12 protein-coding genes are annotated in these 12132 nt (G+C 59.3%); 2 read left to right on the forward strand and 10 right to left on the reverse strand.

Annotated features, from left to right (window positions below):
- Window positions 1–19 precede the first annotated feature (19 nt).
- Window positions 20–574, forward strand: coding sequence for a GspH/FimT family pseudopilin (locus ACIPZE_RS22550; RefSeq protein WP_400775361.1), 555 nt, complete (start codon window positions 20–22; stop codon window positions 572–574).
- Here ACIPZE_RS22550 and ispH read toward each other — a convergent pair.
- The 6 genes from ispH to murJ all read right to left on the reverse strand — a co-directional run bounded on the left by ispH (window position 546) and on the right by murJ (window position 8098).
- Window positions 546–1490: a 4-hydroxy-3-methylbut-2-enyl diphosphate reductase gene (gene ispH, locus ACIPZE_RS22555; RefSeq protein ID WP_129395575.1), complete on the reverse strand. Its 945-nt coding sequence runs from the start codon at window positions 1488–1490 to the stop codon at window positions 546–548. The genes ACIPZE_RS22550 and ispH overlap by 29 nt on opposite strands.
- 206 nt (window positions 1491–1696) lie before the next feature.
- A complete protein-coding gene (gene fkpB / locus ACIPZE_RS22560; protein ID WP_174823982.1) occupies window positions 1697–2134 on the reverse strand; it encodes an FKBP-type peptidyl-prolyl cis-trans isomerase in 438 nt (145 codons plus the stop codon).
- 7 nt (window positions 2135–2141) lie between these two features.
- Window positions 2142–2654 (reverse strand): signal peptidase II, encoded by a 513-nt coding sequence (gene lspA, locus ACIPZE_RS22565; RefSeq protein WP_053123968.1) that lies wholly within the window; start codon window positions 2652–2654, stop codon window positions 2142–2144.
- Window positions 2647–5478, reverse strand: a complete 2832-nt coding sequence (ileS, locus tag ACIPZE_RS22570) for an isoleucine--tRNA ligase (RefSeq protein ID WP_400775364.1) — start codon at window positions 5476–5478, stop codon at window positions 2647–2649. The genes lspA and ileS overlap by 8 nt, the downstream gene beginning before the upstream one ends.
- A gap of 13 nt (window positions 5479–5491) precedes the next feature.
- Window positions 5492–6430, reverse strand: coding sequence for a bifunctional riboflavin kinase/FAD synthetase (ribF, locus tag ACIPZE_RS22575; RefSeq protein WP_038361708.1), 939 nt, complete (start codon window positions 6428–6430; stop codon window positions 5492–5494).
- A gap of 129 nt (window positions 6431–6559) precedes the next feature.
- The gene (gene murJ / locus ACIPZE_RS22580; RefSeq protein ID WP_400775368.1) at window positions 6560–8098 is read right to left on the reverse strand and encodes a murein biosynthesis integral membrane protein MurJ; all 1539 of its coding nucleotides are present in this window, start codon (window positions 8096–8098) and stop codon (window positions 6560–6562) included.
- Window positions 8099–8350: 252 nt separating this feature from the next.
- Between murJ and rpsT the strand changes: the two genes are divergently transcribed.
- Complete coding sequence (gene rpsT / locus ACIPZE_RS22585; RefSeq protein WP_003228351.1) at window positions 8351–8623, forward strand: 30S ribosomal protein S20; 273 nt, start codon at window positions 8351–8353, stop codon at window positions 8621–8623.
- 128 nt (window positions 8624–8751) lie between these two features.
- On the opposite strand, the gene ACIPZE_RS22590 is transcribed toward rpsT, so the two are convergent.
- The 4 genes from ACIPZE_RS22590 to rpmA form a co-directional block, all read right to left on the reverse strand.
- Complete coding sequence (locus ACIPZE_RS22590) at window positions 8752–9219, reverse strand: CreA family protein (RefSeq protein WP_102900531.1); 468 nt, start codon at window positions 9217–9219, stop codon at window positions 8752–8754.
- A gap of 10 nt (window positions 9220–9229) precedes the next feature.
- Window positions 9230–10348, reverse strand: coding sequence for a glutamate 5-kinase (gene proB, locus ACIPZE_RS22595; protein WP_283438724.1), 1119 nt, complete (start codon window positions 10346–10348; stop codon window positions 9230–9232).
- Window positions 10349–10485: 137 nt separating this feature from the next.
- Window positions 10486–11709, reverse strand: a complete 1224-nt coding sequence (gene cgtA / locus ACIPZE_RS22600; RefSeq protein ID WP_129395581.1) for an Obg family GTPase CgtA — start codon at window positions 11707–11709, stop codon at window positions 10486–10488.
- 193 nt (window positions 11710–11902) lie between these two features.
- A partial coding sequence (gene rpmA, locus ACIPZE_RS22605) for a 50S ribosomal protein L27 (RefSeq protein WP_400775374.1) occupies window positions 11903–12132 on the reverse strand: 230 nt, incomplete at its 5' end.

A 12132-nucleotide genomic window follows, 5' to 3' on the forward strand; every position in this document is an offset into this window, starting at 1 on the left:
CTCCAGGGAGGGAGTTTTCATGTCGCAACAGGGTTTCAGCCTGATCGAACTGCTTATGGGACTGGCGATTGGCGCAATTGTTCTGCTGCTGGTCAGTCCGGCATTTGCCACGCTCAAGGCATCCAGCCATCGGGAGGTGGCTGCGCAGTCGTTGCTCGACGGTATTCGCAACGCCCGATCGATGGCGATCACACACAATCAGAGCGTGGTGATCCATGGCATCAACGGCGACTGGAGCCAGGGCTGGCGGATCATTCTGGATATCAGCGGCAAGGGGCCGCAAGATGCGAGCAATCCGTTATTGCGCGAGCACGCCAGTGATGCGCAGGTGCCGGTGGTGGGCAATTGGGCAGTGAGTCGATATGTGCGGTTCAGCAGTCTGGGGCAACCACTGATGCCCGGGCGGGCATTTCAGGCAGGGACGCTACATATTTGCTCGGCTCACGAGCCGGTCAGCCAGCTCCAGGTGGTGCTGGCAGCGACCGGTCGTGTGCGCCTGAGCAGTGTGAAAACCGCGCAGGCGCTGTGTCAGAAACCCGAAAGGGTCAAATCGAACGGACGCGCAGCTCTTTAGGCATCGAGAAGGTGATGTTCTCTTCGCGACCCGCCAGCTCGTCGGCACCGGTCGCTCCCCAGGCTTGCAGTTGCTGGATCACGCCACGCACCAGTACTTCCGGCGCAGATGCACCCGCAGTGATGCCAATCCGTTCAACGCCATCGAACCAGCTTTTCTGCAGGTCTTCGGCACCGTCGATCAGATAGGCCGGCGTAGCCATGCGTTCGGCCAGTTCACGCAAGCGGTTGGAGTTGGAACTGTTCGGACTGCCGACCACCAGCACTACGTCGCACTCGTCGGCCAATTGCTTGACCGCGTCCTGACGGTTTTGTGTGGCGTAGCAGATGTCGTCCTTGCGCGGGCCACCGATGGCCGGGAAGCGCGTGCGCAAGGCATCGATGACGCGACTGGTGTCGTCCATCGACAGCGTGGTCTGGGTCACGAAAGCCAGTTTTTCCGGGTTGTGCACCTGCAACGCGGCAACGTCTTTCTCGTCTTCGACGAGGTAGATCGCGCCGCCATTGCTGGCGTCGTATTGGCCCATGGTGCCTTCGACTTCCGGGTGACCGGCGTGGCCGATCAGGATGCACTCGCGACCGTCGCGGCTGTATTTCGCCACTTCGATGTGCACCTTGGTCACCAGCGGGCACGTTGCGTCGAACACTTTCAGGCCACGACCGGCGGCTTCGGTGCGTACGGCTTGGGAGACGCCATGGGCACTGAAGATGACGATGACGTCGTCCGGCACCTGATCCAGCTCTTCGACGAAGATCGCCCCGCGACTGCGCAGGTCTTCAACGACGAACTTGTTGTGCACCACTTCATGACGCACGTAGATCGGCGGCCCGAAGACTTCCAGGGCGCGGTTGACGATTTCGATCGCCCGGTCCACGCCGGCGCAGAAGCCACGGGGGTTGGCGAGTTTGATTTGCATGCTGTGCCTCGTGTCTTGCGCGCGAAAACAATGAAAAACCATTGTAGGGATCAGCTCTCTGTGGCGAGGGGATTTATCCCCGTTCGGCTGCGTAGCAGTCGTCGACCTTTCAGCGCATTCATTCAGAATTGCGGTGCCTGGTTCGGGGGCGCTTCGCACCCCAACGGGGATAAATCCCCTCGCCACAAGGCCTCATTCCTACATTTTTACAGCGCTTTGACGGAAATGATTTCCACGTCAAAGGTCAGCGTCTTGCCGGCCAGCGGGTGGTTGAAGTCGATGGTCACTTGCGTGTCATCGAACTCCTTCACCACACCCGGCAGCTCAGTATTGGCCGCATCGTTGAAGATCACCAGCAAACCCGCTGACAACTCCATATCGACGAACTGCGAACGCGGAATGATCTGCACGTTCTGCGGGTTCGGCTGGCCGAAGGCGTTTTCCGGCTCGACGGTCAGCGTGCGCTTGTCGCCGGCCTTGAAGCCGAACAGCGCCGCCTCAAAACCCGGCAACAGGTTGCCGTCGCCGACCTTGAAGGTCGCCGGGGCTTTGTCGAACGTGCTGTCGACGGTGTCGCCGTTCTCCAGGCGCAATGCAAAGTGCAAGGTGACTTCCGTGTTCTGGCCAATGCGTTGCTCAGCCAATACCTGTTCAGTCATGAACGGCCTCTTCGGTTTTCTTGGTTTTGAACATATCCAGTGCCAGCATCACCGCGCCAACGGTAATCGCGCTGTCGGCGAAGTTGAACGCCGGGAAGTACCAACGGTTCTGCCAGTGCACCAGAATGAAATCGATCACATGACCGAGGGCAATGCGGTCATACAGATTACCCAGCGCGCCGCCCAGCACCAGCGCCAAAGCGACGGCCAGCCAGGTTTCGTTGCGGCCCAGACGCTTGAGCCAGACCACCAGCACCGCGCTGACCACGATCGCGATCAGGGCGAACAGCCAGCGCTGCCAGCCGGAGCTGTCAGCCAGGAAGCTGAACGCAGCGCCAGTGTTGTAGGCCAGGGTCCAGCTGAAGTAATCGGGAATGATCACGATCTGCTGGAACATTTCGAGCTTGCCTTCGAAGTAGAACTTGCTGGCCTGGTCAATGACCAGAACCAGCAAACTCAACCAGAGCCAGCTCAACCGTCCAAAACGGCCAACGGCATTAGGCATAGTGACGAACCTCGCCAGCGCCGCTGATGTTGTCGACGCAACGGCCGCAGATTTCCGGATGCTCCGGGTTTACGCCGACGTCTTCGCGGCAGTGCCAGCAACGGGCGCATTTCGGGAAGGCCGATTTGACGATCTTCAGTTTCAGGCCGCTGACTTCGGTGGTTACCGCATCTTCAGGTGCGCTAACAAAAGGCGCCACGCTGGCCGTCGAGGTGATCAAGACAAAGCGCAGCTCGTTGCTCAGCTTGGCCAGGTCAGCGCTCAGCGCGTCTTCGGCGTACAGCGTCACTTCGGCTTGCAGGTTGCCACCGACGGCTTTCGCCGCGCGCTGGATTTCCATCTCTTTGTTGACCGCTACTTTGACCGCCATCACGCGTTCCCAGTAGTCGCGGCCCAGCTCAACGTCGGCCGGCAGTTCGGTCAGACCTTCGTACCAGGTGTTGAGCATCACCGATTCGTTGCGCTCGCCCGGCAGGTATTCCCACAGTTCGTCGGCGGTGAAGGCGAGGATCGGCGCGATCCAGCGCACCAGCGCTTCGGAGATGTGGAACAGCGCGGTTTGCGCCGAACGGCGGGCCTTGCTGTTGGCGCCAGTGGTGTACTGACGGTCCTTGATGATGTCGAGGTAGAAACCGCCCAGCTCCTGCACGCAGAAGTTGTGGATCTTCGAGTAGACGTTCCAGAAACGGTATTCGCCGTAGTGCTCTTGCAGCTCGCGTTGCAGCAGCAAGGTGCGGTCGACCGCCCAACGATCCAGCGCGAGCATTTCTTCCGCCGGCAGGATGTCGCTGGCCGGGTTGAAACCGCTCAGGTTCGAGAGCAGGAATCGCGCGGTGTTGCGGATACGACGATAGGCGTCCGCACTGCGTTGCAGGATCTGGTCGGAAACCGCCATTTCACCGGAGTAGTCAGTCGAAGCGACCCACAGACGCATGATGTCGGCGCCGAGGGTGTCGTTGACTTTCTGCGGTGCAATCACGTTACCCAGCGATTTGGACATCTTGCGGCCGGCTTCGTCGACGGTGAAACCGTGGGTCAGCAGTTCGCGGTACGGCGCGTGGTTATCGATGGCGCAACCGGTCAGCAGCGACGAGTGGAACCAGCCACGGTGTTGGTCGGAACCTTCCAGGTACAGGTCGGCACGCGGGCCGCTCTCGTGACCCATCGGGTGCGAACCGCGCAGGACGTGCCAGTGCGTGGTGCCCGAATCGAACCAGACGTCGAGGGTGTCGCTGATCTTGTCGTACAGCGGCGCTTCGTCGCCGAGCAGCTCGGCAGCGTCCATCTTGAACCAGGCTTCGATGCCTTCCACTTCAACGCGTTTGGCGACTTCTTCCATCAGTTCAACGGTACGTGGGTGCAGTTCGCCGCTTTCCTTGTTCAGGAAGAACGGGATCGGCACGCCCCAGTTACGTTGACGCGAGATGCACCAGTCAGGACGGTTGGCGATCATCGAGTGCAGACGCGCCTGGCCCCAGGTCGGGACGAACTTGGTGTCTTCGATGGCTTTGAGCGAGCGCACACGCAGGGTGTCGCCGCTGGTTGGCTCTTTGTCCATGCCGATGAACCACTGCGCGGTGGCGCGATAGATCAGCGGAGTCTTGTGGCGCCAGCAGTGCATGTAGCTGTGTTCGATGACGGTGGTGTGCATCAGCGCACCGACTTCGGTCAGCTTGTCGACGATGGCCGGGTTGGCCTTCCAGATGAACTGGCCGCCGAAGTATTCCAGCGATGGCACGTACACGCCGTTGCTCTGCACTGGATTGAGGATGTCATCGTTGACCATGCCGTACTTCTTGCAGGTCACGAAGTCGTCCACGCCGTAGGCCGGAGCGGAGTGAACCACGCCAGTGCCAGCGCCCAGTTCGACGTAGTCAGCCAGGTACACCGGCGACAGACGATCGTAGAACGGGTGACGGAAGTTGATCAGTTCCAGCTCTTTACCGGTGGTGGTGGCGATCACCGAACCTTCAACGCCGTAGCGCGCCAGGCAGGCTTCAACCAGCTCTTCAGCCAGCACCAGCAGCTTGTCGCCGATGTCGACGAGGGCGTAGTTGAACTCCGGGTGAACGTTCAGCGCCTGGTTGGCCGGAATGGTCCACGGGGTGGTGGTCCAGATCACGATCGACGCCGGTTTGCTCAACGATGGCAGACCGAACGCGGCAGCCAGTCTGGCTTCGTCAGCGATCGGGAACGCAACGTCGATGGTCGAGGACTTTTTGTTCTCGTACTCGACTTCCGCTTCAGCCAGGGCCGAACCGCAGTCGAAGCACCAGTTCACAGGCTTGAGGCCCTTGAACACGAAACCGCCCTTGACGATTTCGGCGAGGGCGCGGATTTCACCGGCCTCGTTCTTGAAATCCATGGTCTTGTACGGGTTGGCCCAGTCGCCCAGCACGCCGAGGCGGATGAATTCGGACTTCTGCCCTTCGATCTGCTCGGTGGCGTAGGCACGGCAAAGCTCGCGGGTCTTGTCCGCGCCGAGGTTCTTGCCGTGGGTCACTTCAACCTTGTGCTCGATCGGCAGGCCGTGGCAGTCCCAACCCGGAACATACGGCGCGTCGAAGCCCGACAGGGTCTTCGAGCGGATGATCATGTCCTTGAGAATCTTGTTCAGTGCGTGACCGATGTGGATCGTGCCGTTGGCATACGGAGGGCCGTCATGCAGAACGAACTTCGGACGATCCTTGCCAATCTCGCGCAACTTTCCGTACAGGCCAATACTGTCCCAGCGCTGCAGAATCTGCGGTTCGCGCTGTGGCAGGCCGGCCTTCATTGGGACGGCGGTGTCCGGAAGGTTAAGCGGGGCTTTATAGTCGGTCATTTAAGGCTCTTCATTAGCGATGGGCGCTAGGTGCGGCTAGTGCACGGGCGGTGGCGACATCCGCATTGATCGCCGTTTTCAATGCCTCCAGAGAGGCGAAGCGCTGCTCTTCACGCAGCTTTTGGTGGAAAACCACCGTCAAACGCCGGTCATACAGATCGCCGGCAAAATCTAGAAGATGAACTTCAAGGTGGGCCTTGCCATCACCTTGTACCGTGGGCCGCACGCCGATATTGGCGACGCCGGGCCAGGTCTTGCCGTCGATATCGACATCCACCAGATACACCCCGGTGAACGGCACGCGACGACGCTTGAGTTGAATGTTGGCAGTGGGCGTACCCAGTTGCCGGGCCAGTTTCTGGCCGTGCAGCACGCGACCGGCGATCCGGTACGGGCGGCCGAGCAAGCGTTCGGCCAAGGCAAAATCGGCAGCGGCCAACGCGTTACGCACCTGCGTGCTGCTGACACGAATGCCGTCCAGCTCGACGGTTTGCGCGGCTTCGACGGTAAAACCGTGAACCTGCCCGGCCTGCATCAGGAAATCGAAATCGCCGAGGCGGTCGCAACCGAAACGGAAATCGTCACCGACCTCCAGGTGTTGCACACCGAGGCCATCCACCAGGATGGTATCGACGAACTCACTGGCGCTGAGCTTGCTCAAGCGCTGGTTGAAGGCCAGGCACAACACCCGGTCGACACCTTCGGCGGCCAGCAGTTGCAGCTTGTCGCGCAACCGCGCCAGACGCGCCGGGGCGGTCTCGGGGGCAAAGAATTCCCGTGGCTGCGGCTCGAAAATCACCACGCAGCTGGGTACGCCCAACTCGAGCGCACGCTCACGCAGTCGGGCCAGGATAGCCTGGTGACCACGGTGAACACCGTCAAAGTTGCCAATAGTGGCGACGCAGCCCCGATGCTGGGGGCGCAAGTTGTGGAGGCCTCGAACCAGCTGCATAACGCGCTTCTTGCTCATAAAGTGGTCGATTATAACCACACCCGACGGTCGACGACAGGCAACACCGTAACGCAAAGTGATCGAGCCGACAAAACTGCCGGCCCGCGCCCATCCATAAAGGGTAAAACCTCAGCTCAAGGCCTTGCGATTGAAGTCGCGCAGACGGAAACCGAGCAGTAGCAACATACCGAAATACGCCACCACGCCAGCAACGACCAAAGCGCCCAGGCGCAAGAAGCGCTCAAGCATGTGGCCTTGATCCCATGCCGGCATAAAGTGCATGCCAATCAGCAACACCACCGACATCACGGCCACCGCGACCACCAGTTTGAAGGCGAACTTGGCCCACCCTGGCTGCGGCTGATACATCTGTTGCTTGCGCAGTTGATAGAACAGCAGCCCGGCATTCAGGCAGGCACCGGCGCTGATCGCCAAGGCCAGACCGGCATGCGCCAGCGGACCGATCAGCACCAGGTTGAACAACTGGGTAACCACCAGAGTGAATATTGCGATTTTCACCGGGGTACGGATGTTCTGTTGCGCATAAAAGCCCGGCGCCAGCACTTTGATCACGATTATCCCGAGCAGACCGACAGAATAGGCAATCAGTGCGCGCTGCGTCATTTCTGCGTCGAAGCCACTGAACTGACCGTACTGGAACAGCGAAACGGTCAGCGGTTCGGCGAGAATCCCCAGCGCCAGCGAACACGGCAGCACCAGCACGAAGCACAGGCGCAGACCCCAATCGAGAATCCGCGAATACTCGTGGCGATCCTTGCTGGCGTAGGTTTTGGCCAGCGTCGGCAGCAGAATCGTACCCAATGCCACCCCCAGCACACCGGATGGCAACTCCATCAGGCGATCGGCGTAATACATCCACGACACCGAGCCCGCCACCAGAAACGAGGCGAAGATGGTGTTGATGATCAGCGAAATCTGGCTGACCGACACGCCAAGAATCGCCGGCAGCATCTGTTTCATCACCCGCCATACGCCGGTATCGCGCAGATTCAGACGCGGCAGTACCAGCATGCCGATCTTTTTCAGGTGCGGCAGTTGATAGAGCAACTGCGCCAGACCACCGACCAACACCGCCCAGCCAAGGGCCATGACCGGTGGATCGAAGTACGGTGTAAGGAACAACGCAAAGACGATCATGCTGACGTTAAGCAGGGTCGGCACAAACGCCGGCACCGAGAAGCGGTTCCAGGTATTGAGAATCGCACCGGCCAGCGATGACAGCGAGATCAGCAATATATAGGGGAACGTCACCCGCAGCAGATCGGAGGTGAGCTGGAATTTTTCCGGCGTGTCGGTGAAACCGGGAGCCGTGGCCCAGATCACCCAGGGCGCGGCGATCATGCCCAGTGCAGTGACGATCGCCAGTACCAGTGTCAGCAAACCTGAAACGTAAGCAATGAACGTACGCGTCGCCTCTTCGCCCTGCTGGCTTTTGTATTCGGCCAGAATCGGCACGAATGCCTGCGAGAAAGCGCCCTCGGCAAAGATCCGCCGCAGCAGATTGGGCAATTTGAAGGCAATAAAGAAGGCGTCCGTCGCCATCCCGGCGCCGAATGTACGGGCAATGAGCGTGTCACGAACAAACCCTAAAACCCGGGAAAGCATCGTGATAGAGCTGACGGCGGCCAACGATTTGAGCAGATTCATTGAGGGAATTTGTGCCTGTCGATAAACAGCAGGCGAACAAAGCGCCTACTTGTGCGATACTCCGCGCCGCAGCAGCACAGAGCCAAAGCTCGCGAGTTTACAGGTCAAGCGCCGGAAATAAATATCCCGCCTCTTTATACCTACCACTTAGCGGAACGTTTCAAGTGCCCTTGACAAGACTTCAACTCATCGGCATGATTCGCGGCCTATTTTGTTTGCTATTTCCTAAAAAGTCTTTCGAGGAGCTCGACGGTGGCCAACTCACCTTCCGCCAAAAAACGTGCAAAACAGGCTGAGAAGCGTCGCAGCCACAACGCCAGCCTGCGTTCCATGGTTCGCACCTACATCAAGAATGTAGTTAAAGCCATCGACGCAAAAGACGCTGAAAAAGCTCAAGCTGCATACGTTCTGGCTGTGCCAGTAATCGACCGCATGGCCGATAAAGGCATCATCCACAAGAACAAGGCTGCTCGTCATAAGAGCCGTCTGAATGGCCACGTTAAAGCGCTGAAAGAAGCTGCTTAATCGACGTAGTCATTAAAAAACCGACCTTAGGGTCGGTTTTTTATTGCCTGTGATTTAACAAAATCCAGCGCAAAAAAATGTAGGAGTGTGCCCGGATCAGGCTCACTCCTACAGTTGGTTTCGCGAGGTTATTGCTGGACCGGCACCCATGGCAGGATCGGGATTGCAGTCACGGCATTCTGCGGACTGCCTTCGATCAAGCGGTCGCTGTAGACCAGATACACCAGCGTATTGCGCTTCTTGTCGAGAAAACGCACCACTTGCATGGTCTTGAACACCAGCGAGGTGCGCTCCTTGAACACCTCATCACCGTCCTTCAGATCACCCTTGAACTTGATCGGCCCAACCTGACGGCAAGCGATCGAAGCTTCTGCGCGATCTTCAGCCAGACCCAAACCACCCTTCACGCCGCCAGTCTTGGCGCGCGACAGGTAGCAGGTCACCCCTTCAACCTTCGGATCATCGAACGCTTCGACGACGATCCGGTCGTTCGGGCCGACAAACTTGAACACCGTCGACACCTGACCGATTTCTTCGGCCGAGGCCAGCAATGGCAGCGCCATCAGCAAGCCCAACAATCCTTTTGCTAAACGCATGGAGTTTTCCTTAGACCAGAATCAGGTTGTCACGGTGAACCAGTTCCGGCTCCGCCATGTAACCGAGCAAACCGACAATCGTATCCGACGACTGACCGATGATTTTTTGCGCTTCCAGCGCGCTGTAGTTGGCCAGGCCCCGGGCAATCTCACGACCGTCCGGCGCCACGCAGACCACCATCTCACCGCGACGAAAGCTGCCCTGAACCAGTTTGACGCCCACCGGCAGCAGGCTTTTGTTGCCCTTGGACAACGCCGCCACCGCACCATCATCCAACACCAGGGTGCCGCGAGTCTGCAGATGCCCGGCCAGCCATTGCTTGCGCGCCGCGAGCATGCCGCGCTCAGGCGACAGCAACGTACCAATGCGCTCGCCTGCTTTCAGGCGGTCAAGCACGCGCTCAAGACGCCCGCCGACAATAATGGTGTGCGCACCGGAACGTGCCGCCAGTCGCGCCGCCCGCAGCTTGGTCTGCATGCCGCCGCGCCCCAGCGCCCCACCGGTACCGCCCGCCACCGCGTCCAGGCTCGGATCATCGGCGCGCGCTTCGTAAATCAGCTGCGCATCAGGGTTGTTGCGCGGATCGGCGTCGAACATGCCGTCGCGATCGGTAAGGATCACCAGCAGATCCGCCTCGACCAGGTTGGCCACCAGCGCGGCCAGCGTATCGTTATCGCCAAAGCGGATTTCGTCAGTGACCACGGTGTCGTTTTCGTTGATCACCGGGATCACTTTCAGTTCGACCAGCGCGCGCAAGGTGCTGCGGGCATTCAGGTAGCGCTTGCGATCAGACAGGTCGTCGTGAGTCAGGAGAATCTGCGCGGTGTGCCGGCCATGCTCGGCGAAGCTCGATTCCCATGCCTGCACCAGACCCATCTGGCCAATCGCTGCAGCCGCCTGGAGCTCGTGCATCGCACTGGGTCGTGCGGTCCAGCCCAAACGGCTCATGCCGGCTGCTACTGCCCCGGAGGACACCAACACCAGCTCGACGCCCGCTTCATGCAGCGCCACCATCTGCTCGACCCAGACACTCATTGCCGCGCGATCCAGCCCTTTGCCATCAGCTGTCAGCAAAGCGCTGCCGATCTTCACGACCCAACGCTGCGCACCTGTCACCTTGCTCCGCATCATCTTCAACCTTAGCTTGAGGGCAGCGCGACCCAGCGCCGCCCGTGACGTTATTCTTGGCCATTACCGACCAACAACCGATTTCCAGATACTAAAACGCCGCTCGATTGAGCGGCGTTCAAGTTTATCGCAACGAATCAGTCACGCACGTAAATGATTTCCGGACCGTCTTCGTCATCCACATCTTCTTCGTCCCAGTCATCGTCGCCGATGTCATGGACCGACTTCACGCCACTGCGACGCAGGGCACGCTTGTCGTCCAGCGCTTGCAGTTGCGCGCGCGCTTCGTCTTCGATGCGCTGATCGAGATCGGCCAGCTCTTCCTTGTAAGCCGGGTCGGCAGCAAGGCGATCGGCACGGTCTTCCATGTAACGCATGATGTCGTGGCACAGACGCTCGGTACCGATCTTGGCGATGGCCGAGATCACGTAGACCGGACCGGTCCACTCGAGGCGATCAACGATTTCCTTGACACGCTCATCGTGATCTTCTTCAAGGATCTGGTCGCACTTGTTCAGCACCAGCCAACGATCGCGCTCAGCCAGGGACGGGCTGAACTTGATCAACTCGTTGACGATGACTTCAGCAGCGTCCGGCGCACTGGTGTCATCCAGCGGCGCCATGTCGACGAGGTGCAGCAACAGACGCGTACGCGCCAGGTGCTTGAGGAAACGAATACCCAGGCCGGCACCGTCGGAAGCGCCTTCGATCAGACCCGGGATGTCGGCAATGACGAAGCTCTTCCAGCGATCGACGCTGACCACACCGAGGTTCGGCACCAGCGTGGTGAACGGATAGTCGGCAACTTTCGGCTTCGCGGCCGAAACCGAACGAATGAAGGTACTTTTACCGGCATTCGGCAAGCCCAGCAGACCGACGTCGGCCAGTACTTTCATTTCCAGTTTCAGGTCGCGCTGCTCACCCGGCTTGCCCGGAGTGGTCTGACGCGGAGCACGGTTGGTACTCGATTTGAAACGGGTGTTACCCAGACCGTGCCAGCCGCCCTGCACAACCATCAGTTTCTGACCAGCCTTGGTCAGGTCACCGATGACTTCCTGGGTGGCGGAGTCGATCACCGTGGTGCCGACCGGCACGCGCAGGATCAGGTCCTCGCCCTTCTTGCCGGTGCAGTCGGTGCTGCCACCGTTGGAACCACGCTCGGCATCGAAGTGCCGGGTGTAACGGTAGTCAACCAGGGTGTTGAGGTTTTCGTCAGCCATCATGTAGATGGAACCGCCGTCACCGCCATCACCACCGTTCGGGCCACCGTTTTCGATGAATTTTTCCCGACGGAAACTCATGGCGCCATTGCCGCCATCACCAGCCTTTACGCGAATCGATACTTCATCAACAAACTTCATAACCAACGCCTCTCGCCGTACGGACGAGCCGAAAAACAATCAAGACATAAGACTCTTGCAAAAATGAGCGCAGCGACCCCAATCCACGACCTACATCGTACGCCGACAGCCCATACAAACAGTTTTGCAAGAGACTCACCCCACAAACGAAAAAGCCCCGTCGCGAGACAGGGCTTTTCCAGCGATTGCGCAATTAAGCTGCGACAACGCTCACGTAACGGCGGTTGAACGCGCCTTTTACTTCAAACTTGATCACGCCTTCGATTTTAGCGAAGAGGGTGTGATCTTTACCCATGCCTACACCGTAACCGGCGTGGAATTGGGTGCCGCGCTGACGCACGATGATGTTGCCCGGAATGATTTTCTGGCCGCCATCCATCTGAACCCCAAGGCGTGTGGCGTCTGAGTCGCGACCGTTACGGG

This window comes from Pseudomonas sp. NPDC089741, from assembly GCF_044748825.1.
GTDB lineage: Bacteria > Pseudomonadota > Gammaproteobacteria > Pseudomonadales > Pseudomonadaceae > Aquipseudomonas > Aquipseudomonas helmanticensis.